Source organism: Paraburkholderia phytofirmans OLGA172 (assembly GCF_001634365.1).
GTDB lineage: Bacteria > Pseudomonadota > Gammaproteobacteria > Burkholderiales > Burkholderiaceae > Paraburkholderia.
This window is the reverse complement of record NZ_CP014578.1, coordinates 2612119-2628603: the sequence shown is the minus strand read 5'-3', so window position 1 is coordinate 2628603 and position 16485 is coordinate 2612119. Positions and strand designations below refer to the sequence as shown.

At 63.6% G+C, this 16485-nt stretch carries 14 protein-coding genes; 13 read left to right on the top strand and 1 reads right to left on the bottom strand.

Annotated features, from left to right (window positions below; translation table 11 throughout):
- Positions 1-108 precede the first annotated feature (108 nt).
- The 6 genes from surE to rlmD all read left to right on the top strand — a co-directional run bounded on the left by surE (position 109) and on the right by rlmD (position 6345).
- On the top strand, positions 109-867 hold the full coding sequence (gene surE / locus AYM40_RS11390; RefSeq protein ID WP_063497963.1) for a 5'/3'-nucleotidase SurE: 759 nt from the start codon (positions 109-111) through the stop codon (positions 865-867).
- Positions 864-1955: a protein-L-isoaspartate(D-aspartate) O-methyltransferase gene (locus AYM40_RS11385; protein WP_063496321.1), complete on the top strand. Its 1092-nt coding sequence runs from the start codon at positions 864-866 to the stop codon at positions 1953-1955. The genes surE and AYM40_RS11385 overlap by 4 nt, the downstream gene beginning before the upstream one ends.
- A 5-nt stretch (positions 1956-1960) precedes the next feature.
- A complete protein-coding gene (locus AYM40_RS11380) occupies positions 1961-2896 on the top strand; it encodes a peptidoglycan DD-metalloendopeptidase family protein (RefSeq protein WP_063496320.1) in 936 nt (311 codons plus the stop codon).
- An 11-nt stretch (positions 2897-2907) separates the two neighbouring features.
- Positions 2908-3990: an RNA polymerase sigma factor RpoS gene (gene rpoS, locus AYM40_RS11375; RefSeq protein WP_063496319.1), complete on the top strand. Its 1083-nt coding sequence runs from the start codon at positions 2908-2910 to the stop codon at positions 3988-3990.
- Positions 3991-3994: 4 nt separating this feature from the next.
- Positions 3995-4771 carry a 3'-5' exonuclease gene (locus tag AYM40_RS11370; protein WP_063496318.1) on the top strand — a complete coding sequence of 259 codons (777 nt, stop codon included), beginning with the start codon at positions 3995-3997 and terminating at the stop codon, positions 4769-4771.
- Between the two features lie 155 nt (positions 4772-4926).
- Positions 4927-6345, top strand: a complete 1419-nt coding sequence (rlmD, locus tag AYM40_RS11365) for a 23S rRNA (uracil(1939)-C(5))-methyltransferase RlmD (RefSeq protein ID WP_063496317.1) — start codon at positions 4927-4929, stop codon at positions 6343-6345.
- 117 nt (positions 6346-6462) lie between these two features.
- Here the strand turns inward: rlmD and AYM40_RS11360 are convergent, their stop codons facing one another.
- Entirely contained in the window at positions 6463-7323 is an 861-nt protein-coding gene (locus AYM40_RS11360) for an outer membrane protein assembly factor BamD (RefSeq protein WP_063496316.1), read from the bottom strand.
- A 38-nt stretch (positions 7324-7361) separates the two neighbouring features.
- On the opposite strand from AYM40_RS11360, the gene AYM40_RS11355 reads away from it, so the two are divergent.
- The 7 genes from AYM40_RS11355 to AYM40_RS11325 all read left to right on the top strand — a co-directional run bounded on the left by AYM40_RS11355 (position 7362) and on the right by AYM40_RS11325 (position 16394).
- The gene (locus AYM40_RS11355) at positions 7362-8693 is read left to right on the top strand and encodes an RluA family pseudouridine synthase (RefSeq protein WP_063496315.1); all 1332 of its coding nucleotides are present in this window, start codon (positions 7362-7364) and stop codon (positions 8691-8693) included.
- A complete protein-coding gene (gene pgeF / locus AYM40_RS11350; protein WP_063496314.1) occupies positions 8690-9547 on the top strand; it encodes a peptidoglycan editing factor PgeF in 858 nt (285 codons plus the stop codon). Before AYM40_RS11355 ends, pgeF begins: the two co-directional genes overlap by 4 nt.
- A gap of 543 nt (positions 9548-10090) precedes the next feature.
- On the top strand, positions 10091-11905 hold the full coding sequence (gene phaC / locus AYM40_RS11345; RefSeq protein WP_063496313.1) for a class I poly(R)-hydroxyalkanoic acid synthase: 1815 nt from the start codon (positions 10091-10093) through the stop codon (positions 11903-11905).
- Between the two features lie 135 nt (positions 11906-12040).
- Positions 12041-13222: an acetyl-CoA C-acetyltransferase gene (locus AYM40_RS11340; protein WP_063497962.1), complete on the top strand. Its 1182-nt coding sequence runs from the start codon at positions 12041-12043 to the stop codon at positions 13220-13222.
- A gap of 240 nt (positions 13223-13462) precedes the next feature.
- A complete protein-coding gene (locus AYM40_RS11335) occupies positions 13463-14203 on the top strand; it encodes a 3-ketoacyl-ACP reductase (RefSeq protein ID WP_063496312.1) in 741 nt (246 codons plus the stop codon).
- A 134-nt stretch (positions 14204-14337) separates the two neighbouring features.
- On the top strand, positions 14338-14958 hold the full coding sequence (gene phaR / locus AYM40_RS11330) for a polyhydroxyalkanoate synthesis repressor PhaR (RefSeq protein WP_063496311.1): 621 nt from the start codon (positions 14338-14340) through the stop codon (positions 14956-14958).
- A 383-nt stretch (positions 14959-15341) separates the two neighbouring features.
- Positions 15342-16394, top strand: coding sequence for a tRNA dihydrouridine synthase (locus AYM40_RS11325; RefSeq protein WP_082855056.1), 1053 nt, complete (start codon positions 15342-15344; stop codon positions 16392-16394).
- Positions 16395-16485 lie beyond the last annotated feature (91 nt).

Here is a 16485-nt window from a genome sequence, read left to right as displayed (position 1 = left end):
GCGCTCGATACCCGTCGCCGCGAGGCCCGGCGCGCGCGCTTTGCATGGGATGCGCGCAGCGCCTGCCGTGTCGTTCGCGTGCCTTCTTTCCTCGGTTACAATCGCCGCATGCGAATCCTACTCAGCAATGACGACGGCTATCTGGCGCCAGGCCTTGCGGCGCTTTACGAAGCGCTCAAGCCGATCGCGGACGTCACCGTGATGGCCCCCGAGCAGAACTGCAGCGGCGCGTCGAATTCCTTGACGCTGTCGCGCCCGCTTTCGGTGCTGCGCTCGGCGAACGGCTTCTACTACGTCAACGGCACGCCAACCGATTCGGTGCACATCGCGCTGACCGGTATGCTGGACCACACGCCCGACCTCGTCGTCTCAGGCATCAACAACGGCCAGAACATGGGCGAAGACACGCTCTATTCGGGTACCGTCGCCGCCGCCACCGAAGGCATCATGTTCGGTGTGCCGGCCATCGCCTTTTCGCTGGTCGACAAAGACTGGGTGCACCTCGAAGATGCTGCGCGCGTGGCCGCCGAGATCGTCGCGCACTACCTCGAGCACCCGTTGCCGGGGCATCCGCTTCTGAACGTCAATATTCCGAACCTGCCGTATGAGCAAATCGGCGGCTGGCATATCACGCGTCTTGGCAAGCGGCATCCGTCGCAGCCGGTGATCCGCCAGACCAACCCGCGCGGCGAACCGATCTACTGGATCGGTCCGTCTGGCAGCGCGCGCGACGCGAGCGAAGGCACCGATTTTCATGCCGTCGCCAACGGCCTGGTGTCGATCACGCCGTTGCAACTCGACCTGACCCACACGCAGATGCTGCCCGCGGCGCGCGACTGGGCGCGCGCCGGCAGCGGCACTTCATGACTAGCGAGCGCGCAAAGCGCTTTCCGCTCGGCCTCGAGGACCTGGTGCGTGAACCGCGCCGGACTGAAGGACGTCCGGGCGAAATGCGCGCGGCGGCACTCGCCGCGAGCGCGGCGCTGAACGCACGCCAGCAACCGGCGAAGAACCCGGCGCCTGGCTCCGCGGGGAAAATCCAGGCGAAGCCGCCGGCGAGGGCACAGGCCCAAGCGCAGGCGCCGTCGCTTGCAAAACCGCAAGCAAAGCCGCAAGCGAAGGCGTCGGCGAGCCCGCCGGTCAATGCCCAAGCCAAGTCGCAAGCCAAGTCGCAAGCCAAACCACCCGCAACAGCCGTCGCGCAAAGTGCGGCGGTGCGCGCCGCGCCAAAACCGGCGCCGGTGAACAAGCCAGTGGCCAAACTCAACGAGCGGACCGCCGTGCCGAATGTCGCGTTGAACGGCGCTTTGGCACTGACTTCGGAACGGGTTCGCGAACGGATGGTCGAACGGCTGCGTGCGAACGGTGTGACCGATCAGCGCGTGTTGAACGCGATGTCGGTGGTGCCGCGTCACATGTTCGTCGACCCGGGCCTCGCGGCCCAGGCCTATGAAGATGCCGCGCTGCCGATCGGCCATCACCAGACGATTTCCAAGCCCTCTGTGGTCGCGCGGATGATCGAACTGGCGGCCGCCGGCCGCGCATTGAACAACGTGCTCGAAATCGGCACAGGTTGCGGCTATCAGGCAGCGGTACTGAGCCAGGTCGCGCGGGATGTTTATTCGATCGAGCGCATCAAGCCGCTATCCGAGCGCGCGAAGACAAACTTGCGTCCGCTGCGCATTCCGAACATTCGGCTGCACTACGGCGATGGCCGTCTGGGACTGCCGTCGGCAGCGCCGTTCGATGCGATCGTGATCGCCGCGGCCGGACTCGACGTACCGCAAGCATTACTTGAACAACTCGCGATCGGCGGCCGTCTGGTCGCGCCGGTCGGCTCGCAGGAAGGCCAGAACCAGGTGCTGACCCTGGTCGAACGTCTCGGACCCGCGCAGTGGCGCGAGTCGCGGCTTGATCGCGTTTTCTTTGTACCCTTAAAATCCGGAGTGATTTGACACCGATGAGTATGTTGCGCGCGATGCAAAGAACCAGACTGACTATCCCCATGACCGTAACCCAGCGTAGCGTGTGCGTGCTCGCCTTGTCCCTGTTGATGTCGGCCTGTGCGACCCGCTTCGATCAGGCGCCGGTCGTCGACCGTTCCGGCAGCGGCGCGCTCGGCACACAAGCCGCGCAGCAGCCGGCCGTGCCGCTCGGGCCGCCGCCGCCTGGCTACTATCGCGTGAAGCCGGGCGATACGCTGTACCGGATCGCGTTGGAGAACGGTCAGAACTACCGCGATATCTCGACGTGGAACAATCTCACGAACCCGAATCAGATTGAAGTCGATCAGTTGCTGCGCGTCGTGCCGCCGGGTGCGAACACCGCCGCCCTGACGCCGGGCGTGTCGACGGCGCCGATCGGCGGTGGCGCGGTGCAGAGCGCGCCGCTTGGCAGCACGCCACCGTCGGGCGGTGCCGCAGCAGGCGTCGCGGCACCGCCGATCTATGGTTCGGGTGCGAACAACGCGTCGCTGACGGCACCGGCCAACCCGGCTGGCGCGAGCGATTCGAGCACCGGCGCGCCCGGCAACGTTGCGTTCGCATGGCCGGTGCGGGGGCCGATGCTCGGCACGTTCAACGATTCGACCAACAAGGGCATCAATATCGGTGGCGCGGCTGGCGATCCAGTTAAGGCTTCGGCGGATGGACGCGTGGTTTATGCCGGAAATGGGCTGCGTGGTTACGGTAATCTCATTATCATCAAGCATGATGCAACTTATCTCACGGCGTACGCACACAACCGCTCTTTGATGGTAAAAGAGGGGGATGCGGTGACCAAAGGGCAGAAGATCGCCGAGATGGGCAATAGCGATTCCGACCGCGTGATGTTGCATTTCGAAGTTCGCCGGCAGGGTAAACCTGTCGACCCACTGAAGTATTTGCCGCCGCAATAAGCGATACGACCATGCCGAAATCGAAGCGCCGCCTGCCGCAAGCCGAGTCTGAGACGATTAGCCGCGTCACGTCCGCTTCGGTGGAGGAGGGCGGCGCTTCGGAAGCGGAAGACGAGATCGTCGAGGAGCGCGATCTCGACGAACGCCAGGGCAGCATGGAAGAAGCTGGCGAGGCCCGCGAAGGCGCGAGCGAAGCGCCGCCCGACGTAGACGATTTCCGCGCGTTGCTGCAAGCCGAGCTGACGGCCGACACGATTCAGCATTACCTGAACCGCATCAGCGTCAAGCCGCTTCTGACCGTCGAGGAAGAGCAGAAGTATTCGCGCCTGGCGAAGGCGGGCGAGTTCGAAGCGCGGCAAGTGATGATCGAACGTAATCTGCGGCTCGTCGTCAGCATCGCGAAGGGGTACCTGAACCGCGGCGTGCCGCTGCTCGATCTGATCGAAGAGGGCAACCTCGGCCTGATGCACGCCATCGAGAAATTCGATCCCACGCGTGGCTTCCGTTTCTCCACGTATGCCACCTGGTGGATTCGCCAGAGCATCGAGCGCGCGATCATGAACCAGGCGCGCACGGTGCGTTTGCCGGTGCACGTGATCCGTGAGCTCAATCAGGTGCTGCGCGCAAAGCGCCATCTGGAAAAGAATTCGATGAATTCCGGCGAAGCAGCCGAGCGCCGCGACGCCAGCATCGACGACATCGCCTATCTGACCGGCAAGACCACCGACGAAGTCACCGACATTCTCGCGCTGAACGAACACACCGCATCGCTCGATGCGCCGCTCGATCTCGACCCGGCGAGCAGCCTGCTCGATCTGCTGTCCGACGACCAAAGCCAGTCGCCGGACGCCGAAGTGCAGCATCGCGAGCTGGAAACGCTTACACGCGCATGGCTCGCGCGCCTGTCGGACAAACATCGTCATGTGATCGAGCGCCGCTTCGGGCTGAACCACATCGAGCCCGCCACGCTTGAAGAGCTGGCCGACGAAATGGGCCTCACGCGCGAGCGTGTACGCCAGATCCAACAGGAAGCGCTGGTGCGGCTAAAGCGCTTCTTTGCCTCCAACGGTGTTCGGAAGGACGCCGTTCTATAACCTGATGACACCGATTCTTGTTTTCGACATCGAGACGATTCCCGATGTCGCCGGCATTCGCCGCCTCGAAGATCTGCCTGCCACGCTGAGCGACGCCGAAGTCGCCGAGCACGCTTTTGCGGCGCGCCGCGAAAAGACCGGCAGCGATTTCCTGCCGCACCACCTGCAACGGATCGCGGCGATTTCCTGTGTGTTCCGCGACCACAACGGCTTCCGCGTGCGCTCGCTCGGCACGCTGGAAGACGGCGAGGCGGCGCTCGTGCAGTCGTTTTATCGCGTGATCGAAAAGTACACGCCGCAGCTCGTGTCGTGGAACGGCGGCGGGTTCGACCTGCCGGTGCTGAACTACCGCGCGCTGGTCAACGGCATTCCGGCCTCCCGTTTCTGGGACCTCGGCGAGGACGACCGCGAGTTCAAGTGGAACAACTACATCAGCCGCTATCACGCGCGTCACACCGATCTGATGGACGTGCTGGCGATGTATCAGGCGCGCGCCAACGCGCCCCTCGACGCGCTCGCCAAGATGTGCGGCTTCCCCGGCAAGATGGGGATGGACGGCAGCCAGGTGTGGCACGCGTACCAGCAAGGGCGCATCGAGGAAATCCGCAATTATTGCGAGACCGACGTCGTCAATACGTACCTGCTGTATTGCCGCTTCCAGCTGATCCGCGGCGCGTTTTCGGCCGAGGAGTATGCTGACGAGATCAACCTGGTCAAGAATGCGTTAGCGCTGGAAACGGCGCCGCAATGGGCGGAGTATCTGGCCGCATTCGATCAATAGGTCGCAGTATTGTGATAGCGAAGCGGTTCGCCGCACGCGAATCGGCTACGGCGCGGGTAGGCAGGCGCTAGCCGCCGCAGCTGCGCCAAATCGTTGGCGACAGCGGCGCTTCGTCTACAATCTCGCCTTTCCCCAAGTTTGTCAGGAAGTCGCAGGTGTCCCGAACTGCCCCCCACCGTCGCTCGCCCAAGCACCAGAAGGCGCCCGCTCCGGTCAAAGCGCACGTCATTACCGGCAATGAGCCGATCATCGAAATCGTTTCGCTCGATATGGAAGCGCGCGGCGTGGGCCGCATCGAGAGCGAAGACGGCACGCCCGGCAAGGTGATTTTTGTCGAAGGTGCGTTGCCCGGCGAACGTGTCAGCTACTCGACGCATCGTAGCAAGCCGAAATTCGAGCAGGCCGAGGTTGTCCAGGTGTTCCGCGAAAGCGTGCTTCGCACCAAACCGAAATGCACCTACTTCGATATCTGCGGCGGTTGTTCGATGCAGCATCTCGACATCCGCGCCCAGATCGCCGTCAAGCAGCGCGTGCTCGAAGACAATTTCCAGCATCTGGCGAAGCTGCGCCCGGAGACGGTGTTCCGGCCCATTCACGGGCCGGCCTGGGGTTACCGCTACCGCGCGCGTCTGGCTGTGCGTTATCTGCCGGAAAAGGGCGGCATGCGGATCGGCTTCCACGAGAAGAAGAGCAGCTACATCGCCGATATGAAGACCTGCGAGGTGCTGCCGCCGCACATTTCGGCGATGCTGATGCCGCTGCGTTTCATGGTCCGCAAGCTGTCGATTTACGATCGTATGCCGCAAATCGAGCTCGCGGTCGGCTCCTCGGTCACCGCGCTGGTGCTGCGCAATCTCGCGCCGATCACCGCCGCCGACGAGCAGGTGCTGCGCGATTTCGCGGACGAACACAAGATCCAGTGGTGGTTGCAGCCGGGCGGTCCTGACACGGTCACGCCGTTCTATCCGCTCGACATGCAACTCGACTACACGCTGCCGGAATTCAACATCCGGATGCCGTTCAAGCCGACCGATTTCACCCAGGTGAATCACGCCATCAATCGCGTGCTGGTGAGCCGCGCGCTGCGTCTGCTCGCCCCGGCCAGCACCGACCGCGTGCTCGATCTGTTCTGCGGAATCGGCAACTTCACGCTGCCGCTCGCGCGGATTTCGAAGGAAGTGGTGGGCATCGAAGGTAGTGACGTGCTGACTTCGCGTGCGCTTGCCAATGCCGAGCTGAACGGCGTAGCGGGCCATACGTCGTTTGCTTGCCGCAACCTGTTCGAAGTCACCGCCGACGACATGCGCGCGCTCGGCCATTTCGACAAGTTCCTCATCGACCCGCCGCGCGAAGGCGCGCTGGCCGTCGCCAAGGCACTCGCGGAGATCGCGCAGAGCGGCAATGGGCCGCTGCCCAAGCGGATCGTCTACGTGTCGTGCAACCCGGCGACGCTCGCACGCGATTCAGGTCTGCTGGTGCATGAGGCCGGCTATCGGCTGGTAGGCGCGGGCGTGGTGAACATGTTCCCGCATACGTCGCATGTGGAGTCGATTGCGATGTTCGAGCGGGACTGAGCGCACCTGCCTGATATCCGCTTGTGATGCATAGCTGGCGATGCTGTCCAAACAAAAACGCCACGACCGAAGTCGTGGCGTTTTTGTTTGCAGCGGATTCTCAGTGCGTGGTGCGGCTTAGAACTGCCACCACGACTTTTCCTTACCCGGCCTTGCATGGCCCGTGATGTACGGGCTGTCGGGGAAGGTGCCTGCCAGAATGCGCTTCGTGTCGTCGGCCAGTTGCGGCTGATTCAGCTTCTCGTACGAGAGCATCATGATGTGCAGTGCGTCTTCGATAGCCGGCGCGTTTTTGTATTCCCTCAACGCCAGTTGCGCGCGGTTGATCGCGGCGACGTAGGCGCCACGGCGGTAGTAATAATCCGCCGCGTGGACTTCGTGCGACGCCAGCGCGTTCACGATATAGCGCATGCGTTGCGCGGCGTCCGGCGCATACTTGCTGTTCGGGTACTTGTCGACCACGACCTTGAACGCGTCATACGACTCGCGCAGCGACTTCGGATCGCGCTCGCTCATGTCCTGGCCGGAGAAGCGGCCGAACAGACCGAGGTCGTCGTTGAAGTGGATCATGCCTTTCAGGTAGTAGGCGTAGGCGATGTCCGGGTGATCCGGGTGCAACTGGATGAAGCGGTCGATCGCCTGGTCGGCGGCGGCGTTTTCGTTATCTTTCCAGTTGCAATACGCGACGTTGATCTGCGCTTGCTGGGCAAAGTGGCCGAACGGATCGCGGCCTTCGAGCATCTCGAAATACTTGGCGCACTTGCCGAAATCACCACCGGTCAGAGCGTCGTTCGCCTCCGTATATAATTTGTTGTTGTTCCACGTAGCCGTCTCGTCGGTTTTTTCCGGCAGGCCGTGACAAGCCGCAATAATGGCGACGGCTGCGGCGCACGCAATGTATCCGGCCACTTTCCGGGCCGCCTTCTTGATGGCCGCCAAATTGAGCGCCGTTTTAGTGATGGTGTTCAAGGCTCGCATTTTCCAGTCTAGCTTTACGTCCAGGTGACCCAGACTCAATGACCCGCTCAAATACTCCAGGCGCCGCAACCGGTGCCGGGAATAGCAACAAAGATTATAGCGTAAGCGCTGACCCCTCCGACGCGTTGGGCGTCGATTCACTCGACGACGATCTCGGCAGCGACGCGCTCGCCGCCGCCGGCCCGCAAAGCAGGGTGCCGACGGTGGCGAGCCGCGTGGCGGACGAGTCGCCGCGCAGCGTCGCCGTGCCCGACGAACTGGCCGGCGAACGGCTCGACAAGGTGCTCGCCCGGGTCTTTCCGGAGTTTTCACGTAACCGGCTGCAAAGCTGGATCGAGTCGGAGCGGGTGCGCATCGACGGCAAGCCGGCGAAGATCCGCCAGCCGGTGCCGCTTGGCGCGACCATCGAGCTCGTGCCCGATCTGCTGCCGGAGCAGCTCGCGTTCACACCCGAGCCGGTGCCGCTCGAGATTGTCTACGAGGACGACACGCTCGTGGTCATCAACAAGCCGGCTGGCATGGTCGTGCATCCGGCCGCCGGCAACTGGAGCGGCACCGTTCTGAACGGTCTGCTGTACCGCTATGGCGACGCTGCGGCCGGCCTGCCGCGTGCGGGTATCGTCCATCGGCTCGATAAGGAAACGTCCGGTCTGATGGTGGTGGCGCGCACGCTCGAGGCGCAGACCGATCTGGTGCGCCAGCTCCAGGCACGCACGGTGAAGCGCCGCTATCTCGCGCTGGTGTGGGGCAACATGCCCGAAGAGGGCACCATCGACGCGCCGATCGGCCGCGATCCGCGCGAACGCACGCGCATGGCGGTGGTGACGAGCGCATCGGGCAAAGCGGCACGCACGCATTTCCGGCGCGTGGACACCGCGATCTGGCAGCGTCAGCCGGTCACCGCGATTCATTGCGATCTGGAAACCGGCCGCACCCATCAGATTCGCGTGCATTGCGCGCACATCGGCCATCCGCTGCTCGGCGATCCGGTTTATGGGCGCGCGCGCGGCAAGCGCTCGGTGACGCCGTTGCCAGACGGTTTCGCACGCCAGGCGCTGCATGCGTGGCGCCTCGGCCTGATCCACCCGCAAACCGGCCGCACCATGCAATGGCGTGCCGATGCACCGGAAGACATGCAGGTGCTGTCGGCGGCGCTCGGCCTCGGGCGTGACGACGCGGGCGAGTTCGACGAGACATACTACGAGGAAGACGATTACGACGCCTCGCCGGGCGACGCCTCGCCGGGCGACGCTTCGCTGGACGACTACGCCGACGAAGACGAAGCACACGGTGGCGGCGATTACGACGAAGGCGACGAAGACGACAATCGCGCCGAGCACGACGAACCCAACGAGGACGGTCACGCATGAGCTTGCCCGCGCTGAGCTTTGCCGATGTCGTGCAACCGGCATGGAACGTGTCGCCCCGGGTGCGTGCGCTCGTCACCACGCGCAACGGCGGCGTGAGCGAGCCGCCGTTCGGCCGCTGGCAGGATGGCGTGGACCAGCCCGGCGGCCTGAATCTGGGGATGAAAGCGGGCGACGATCCCGCCGCGGTCGCAACCAATCGCGCGCGGCTGCTGAGTCTGGCAGGCGTAGGCGAGGCCGCGTGGCTCGAACAGATTCACGGCGCCGGCATCGTGCGGGCTGAAGATGCGCTTGCTCAGGCTCACGCCAGCGGCGCGCCGACACGAGCGGACGCCAGTGTCACCGATCGGGCCGGCACGGTGTGTGTCGTGATGGTCGCCGATTGCATGCCGGTGCTGTTATGCGACGAAGCAGGGCGTGCGGTCGGTGCGGCCCATGCCGGCTGGCGTGGCCTGGCAGCGGGCATCGTCGAACAAACCGCAGAGCGCGTCGCCGGTCTCGCCGGCGTGGAGGCCGCATCGTTGCACGCCTATCTCGGCCCGGCGATCGGGCCGGGCGCCTTCGAGGTGGGTGCAGATGTGCGTGACGCCTTCATGAATGGCGTGGACGGCGCGCAACGCGAGGCCACCGCGGATGCATTCGTTACGCATCCGCAAAACCCCGGCAAATATCTTGCCGATCTCGCGGCGCTGGCGCGTTTGCGCTTGCAGCGGCTCGGCGTCACGCGCATTGTCGGCGGCGATCTGTGCACGGTCACGCAACATGAGCGTTTCTATTCCTATCGCCGCGATCGCGAGACTGGGCGCATGGCCGCGCTGATCTGGCTGGACGATCAGGCGCAGACGATCGCGGAATAGGCTGGCCGCTCCGGCGCCCGCTACGGTGGGCGCGACGCCTCCCAGCGAGCACGCGTATGAGGGTTTCTTCGGGGGCGCGGCACGCTTTTTTGCTGCGCTGCCGGAATTCGCCACGCAGCCATAAATCTGCCGCCGGAAATGTTCGTTTGCGAACGGCAAAATGTACATAAACCCATGCATTATGGGCGTTTTTTCGCTTGCGCCGGCACTTGTCAACTCAGGTTCCAGAAGCGCGATCTACCACACAGGGAAAACGATAATTAAAAAACTATCGCACTGCGGCAAAATCGGGAACAAGCATTGACATGCCTTGCGATGGGGAGCAAGAATGTTCCTCACAGCTCCTCGTACATGGGACAGGGCGTGACGAGGTCGCGAGCAATCGCCCACGTGCGCATGAACCTGCCTCTCAACCCGTCCGCAAGGACTTACCGGTCAAAAGCAGGTATGGCAGCTTCACATTCTTCAACCTCCCCCAACACTGACTCCTCGACGGAGCACACGCAGCAGGCTAGTACGAGCGGCGCAACGCCGGCCGCAGGCATGCAGCAGTTACTCGACGCCTGGACGAACGCGTGGCGTTCGCTCGGCGCGTCGCCAGGCGGCAATGGCATGCCTTTCCCGATGCCGCAGATGCCACAGATGCCGCACATGGGCTTGCCGCAGATGCCGTCGTTTCCGGGCATGCCCGACTTCAGCAAACTGGCTGCGGGATCCCTGCCGCCAATGCCTTCATTCGCCGGACTCAATGTTCCGGGCGCCGCGATTCCAACGGAGCGTCTGCAAAAACTGCAAGCCGATTATTCGCGCGAGGCGATGGAGTTGATCCAGCAGGCGGCCACTTCCACGACGAAAGCCCCCGAACTCAAGGACCGCCGCTTCAGTTCCGACGCGTGGAGCGCGGCGCCCGCCTACGCATTTACCGCGGCGTGGTATCTGTTGAACGCGCGCTATCTGCAGGAAATGGTCGACGCGCTCGAAACGGAACCGAAGATGCGCGAGCGCGTCCGTTTCGCCGTTCAGCAATGGACCGCGGCGGCGTCGCCCAGCAACTTCTTCGCATTGAATCCGGAAGCGCAAAAGACCTTGGTGGATAGCCAGGGCGAGAGCTTGCGGCAGGGCGTGATGAATCTGCTGGGCGACCTGCAGCGCGGCAAGATTTCGCAGACGGACGAATCGCGTTTCGTGGTCGGCGAAAATCTCGCGACTACCGAAGGCTCGGTCGTGTTCGAGAACGACCTGATGCAGTTGATCCAGTACAAGCCGCGCACGGCCACCGTGCGTGAGCGGCCGCTGCTGATCGTGCCGCCTTGCATCAACAAGTTCTACATTCTCGATCTGCAGCCGGAGAACTCGCTGGTCGCGCACGGGCTCGATTCGGGTCATCAGGTGTTCCTGATTTCGTGGCGTAATGCGGATGCATCGGTCGCCAGCAAGACGTGGGACGACTACATCGGCGAGGGCGTCCTCGAGGCGATCGACACGGTCAGCAAGATCAGCGGCCGCGAGCAGATCAACACGCTGGGTTTCTGCGTGGGCGGCACCATGCTGGCCACGGCGCTGGCGGTGGCGGCAGCGCGCGGCCAGCATCCGGCCGCGTCGATGACCTTGCTCACCGCAATGCTCGACTTCTCCGACACGGGCGTGCTCGACGTGTTCGTCGACGAGGCGCATGTGCAGATGCGCGAGCAGACCATCGGCGGCAAGAACGGCAGCGTTCCCGGCTTGATGCGCGGCATCGAATTCGCCAACACCTTCTCGTTCCTGCGGCCGAACGATCTGGTGTGGAACTACGTCGTCGACAATTACCTCAAGGGGCGCACGCCGGTGCCGTTCGATCTGCTGTACTGGAACAGCGATTCGACCAGTCTGCCGGGCCCGATGTATGTCTGGTATCTGCGTAACACGTATCTCGAGAATCGTCTGCGCGAGCCGGGTGCGTTGACCACCTGCGGCGAGCCGATCGACCTCTCGAAGATCGATGTGCCCACCTTCATCTACGGTTCACGCGAAGACCATATCGTGCCGTGGCAAACCGCCTATGCGTCGGTGCCGCTGCTCACCGGGCCGCTGAAGTTCGTGCTCGGCGCGTCGGGTCATATCGCAGGGGTGATCAATCCGCCGGCGAAGAAAAAGCGCAACTACTGGACCCTGGAAGGCGACGTCAGGACGTTGCCGGAAAGTCCGGACGAATGGCTCGACCAGGCGGCCGAAGTGCCTGGCAGCTGGTGGCCCGAATGGACCACGTGGCTCGACCAGTATGGCGGCAAGAAGGTGAAGCCGCGCGCCGAAGCCGGCTCCGCGGAATTCCCGGTGATCGAGCCCGCGCCTGGGCGGTATGTGCGGCAACGGGAGTAGGCTGTAGCGCGCCTGAAGGCGCGGATCGTTTGGCGGTATGAATGCGCGTCCGGATAGGCAAGGGCGCATGAGCAACAAGATTTTTAACTTGACGGGCTGCGGCGGATTCGGCCGAGGTGCCCGGAGGACATGGAAATGACTGATGTTGTGATCGTATCGGCCGCCCGTACGGCAGTTGGCAAATTCGGTGGGTCGCTGGCGAAGATCGCCGCGCCCGAACTCGGCGCGACGGTGATTCGCGCCGTGCTCGAACGGTCTGGTCTGAAGCCTGAGCAGGTCAGCGAAGTCATCCTGGGGCAGGTGCTGACGGCAGGTTCGGGCCAGAATCCGGCGCGTCAGTCGCTGATCAAGGCGGGGCTGCCAACGGCCGTGCCCGGCATGACGATCAACGTGGTGTGCGGCTCGGGCCTGAAGGCTGTGATGCTGGCGGCCAACGCGATCATCGCGGGCGATGCCGACATCGTGATTGCCGGTGGTCAGGAAAACATGAGCGCGGCGCCGCACGTGCTGCCGGGCTCGCGCGACGGTTTCCGCATGGGCGACGCGAAGCTGATCGACTCGATGATCGTCGACGGCCTGTGGGACGTCTACAACCAGTACCACATGGGCGTGACGGCGGAGAACGTCGCCAAGGAATACGGCATTACGCGCGAGCAGCAGGACGCGTTCGCGGCGCTGTCGCAGAACAAGGCGGAAGCCGCGCAGAAGTCGGGCCGCTTCAACGACGAAATCGTGCCGGTCGAGATTCCGCAACGCAAGGGCGAGCCGCTGCGTTTCGCAACCGACGAGTTCGTGCGTCACGGCGTGACGGCTGAATCGCTGGCGGGTCTGAAGCCGGCTTTCTCGAAGGAAGGCACGGTCACGGCGGCCAACGCGTCGGGCCTGAACGACGGCGCGGCGGCCGTGCTGGTGATGTCGGCGAAGAAGGCCGAAGCGCTCGGCCTCACGCCGCTTGCGCGCATCAAGGCTTACGCCACCTCGGGTCTGGATCCGAAGGTGATGGGCATGGGCCCGGTTCCTGCGTCGCGCCGCTGTCTCGAGCGCGCGGGCTGGACGCCGGCCGATCTCGACCTGATGGAAATCAACGAAGCGTTCGCTGCGCAGGCGGTAGCCGTGAATCAGCAGATGGGCTGGGACGCGTCGAAGATCAACGTGAACGGCGGCGCGATTGCGATCGGCCATCCGATCGGCGCGTCCGGTTGCCGGATTCTCGTCACGCTGCTGCACGAAATGCAGAAGCGCGATGCGAAGAAGGGTCTGGCGTCGTTGTGTATCGGCGGCGGCATGGGCGTGGCGCTGGCGCTCGAGCGCGCTTGACGAGCCTCAAATCCGAGCCTCAAATCCGGGCCTCAAATCCGGGCCTCGAGCAGGCTCAAGTGGGCTCGGTAGGTTTTAGCAGGCGCTAAAGCAGGGTTGCCGCGCGTCACCTGGCAACAGGTGGTGCGCGGCGAGCAATGGCCTCGTCGGCCGGTCGCCCGGCGGCAGTGGAGATGATCCACCAGGCGAGGGAAGAGGCAGCCGGTCGGCGCCTCGAAAACGAAAAACGGAGTGTAGTTTATGACACAGCGAATTGCGTACGTAACGGGCGGGATGGGCGGTATCGGCACGAGCATTTGCCAACGGCTGCACAAAGAGGGTTTCAAGGTCGTTGCAGGTTGTGGCCCGAACTCGCCGCGCCGCGTGAAGTGGCTCGAAGAGCAGAAGGCGCTCGGCTACGATTTCATTGCGTCCGAAGGCAATGTCGGTGACTGGGAATCGACCAAGGCGGCGTTCGACAAGGTCAAGGCCGAAGTCGGCGAGATCGATGTACTGGTGAACAACGCCGGGATTACGCGCGACGTCGTGTTCCGCAAGATGACGCACGAAGACTGGACGGCGGTGATCGACACTAACCTGACCAGCCTGTTCAACGTCACCAAGCAGGTGATCGACGGCATGGTCGAGCGCGGCTTCGGGCGAGTCATCAACATTTCGTCGGTGAATGGCCAGAAGGGCCAGTTCGGCCAGACCAACTACTCGACCGCGAAGGCCGGCATTCACGGCTTCACGATGTCGCTGGCGCAGGAAGTGGCCACCAAAGGCGTGACGGTGAACACCGTGTCGCCGGGCTACATTGGTACGGATATGGTCAAGTCGATCCGCCCGGATGTGCTGGAAAAGATCGTCGCGACGATTCCGGTGCGCCGTCTCGGCCAGCCGGGTGAAATCGGTTCGATCGTGGCATGGCTCGCCTCGGACGAATCGGGTTTCTCCACGGGCGCGGATTTTTCGCTGAATGGCGGTTTGCATATGGGCTGAGTCATCGGCGCGCCGCTCACAAGGCGGCGTGCTTCTGCTCAGATGGTTCCGGCGGCGTCTCGACTGTGCGATTGCCCGATTGCGCAGTCGGTATGACGCCGTTTCCGCGCTCAACTTGCGCTCAAAGGCGTTACATGACTACTACTACAAAGAAAACAGCCGAACGATTGATCAAGAAGTATCCGAATCGTCGACTCTACGATACCGAGACAAGCACGTACATCACGCTGACGGACGTTAAGCAGCTCGTGCTGGATCAGGAGGATTTCAAGGTCATCGATGCGAAGAGCAACGAGGATCTGACGCGCGCCATCCTGTTGCAGATCATTCTCGAAGAGGAAAGCGGCGGCTTGCCGATGTTTTCGTCGTCGATGCTGTCGCAGATCATCCGTTTCTACGGCCATGCGATGCAGGGCATGATGGGCACGTATCTGGAAAAGAACATCCAGGCCTTCATCGACATTCAGGCGAAGCTCGCCGACCAGTCGAAGAACCTGTACGAAGGCAAGGCGATGAACCCCGAAGTCTGGTCGCAGTTCATGAACATGCAGGCGCCGATGATGCAGGGCATGATGACCAGCTATATCGAGCAGTCGAAGAACATGTTCGTGCAGATGCAGGAGCAGATGCAGAACCAGGCGAAATCGATGTTCGCCACCTTCCCGTTCACGCCGGGTGGCCCGGTGAATGCGGCCGGCGCGCCGGTCACGCCGGCTACTAATCCGCAAAGCAACCCGGAACCGGAGAAGAAGTAACCCGCAGCACGGCGCCGACGCGACGAGCGCGTCTTGGCGAGTCCGCCTCACGGACCGTGGCGGCGGCCGGGTGTGCACGTCGCGCCGGGCGGTGCCGGGTGCGACCCCGGTGGCCCGCGCGCCGGGCGCAAGCGGACGGTCGCGGGCACGGTTCAATCGCGGGTTGCGTGCGCTTGTCGCGGGGCGCGGATCTCATGATCCTGTCACCTCTTAGCCCTTGCCGCACCGTCCCCATTTGCCGCTGTCGCCACCGCTGTATGTCCGCCCCATCTATGTCGCAGACCCGTTTTCCTATCTCGCCTACGCCTTCGATTCCGAGGGCCGGATTTGTCAGCCTTGGTTGACCGTAAGATTCGCAAAAGCAGCTTAGGCGTCGTTCTCGCATGAGCCAGCTGTTTCTTGCGCCCATGGAAGGGCTTGCGGACTACGTATTGCGCGACGTGCTGACCAGCACGGGCGGATTCGACGGGTGCGTGTCCGAATTCGTCAGGGTGACGGGCTCGGTGCTTCCCGAGCGAGTCTACGAGAGGGATACGCCCGAAGTCCTTCACGGAGGCCGTACACCCAGCGGCACGCCGATGGTGATCCAGTTGCTCGGCAGCGACCCTGAATGGATGGCGCTGAATGCGGCCCAGGCGGCTAGTTTGTCGCCGCATGGACTCGATCTGAACTTCGGTTGTCCCGCCAAAGTCGTCAACCGGCACGGTGGCGGCGCGATGCTGCTGGCTCACCCTGAGCAGCTGAACCGGATCGTTTCGTCCGTTCGCGCCGCGGTGGCCGCCGACATCGCCGTAACAGCAAAAATGCGGCTCGGCGTGTCCGATACCGCGCTCGCGATCGACTGCGCCACGGCGCTAGCGGAAGGTGGCGCGGCCTCGATCGTCGTGCATGCCAGAACGCGTGACCATGGCTACCGGCCGCCGGCCCACTGGGAGTGGATCGCGCGGATCGACGCCGCCGTGGACGTGCCGGTCATTGCCAACGGAGAAGTCTGGACGGTGGACGACTGGGAGCGGTGCAGGGCGGTCAGCGGCTGCGCTGACGTGATGATCGGGCGCGGCGCCGTGTCGGATCCTTTCCTGGCCTTGCGCATACGCGGGCTGATGGACCGGACGCCTTCCGGCGAGGAATGGCCGGCCGTGCTGGGGCAGCTCGCCGGCTACCTGAAAAAACTGCAAGCCCGTGTCGCGGGGCGCCATGAGCACGGACGCGTCAAAATGTGGCTCAGCTATCTGAAGCGGACGTGGCCGCAGGCCGCCGAGCTGCATGCAGCTATCCGGCGCCTGCATGATTCGCGCGAAATTCTTGAAGTGATCCAGCGCGCCCCGGCACTCAACGACTTGATACCGGCATATCAATGCGCGGCCGTCGGCCTGCCCGGTCCGGCAACGCCTCGCCACTTGACCGGCTGCACGGTCGTCGGCGCGGTACAATAAAGGGTTGCGTGCGCGGGACACTGTCCGGGCTGTGGGCTTTATGATTTATGGCCAACGGACCCATGAGCCTTGCCGCACCGTCCCCATTTGT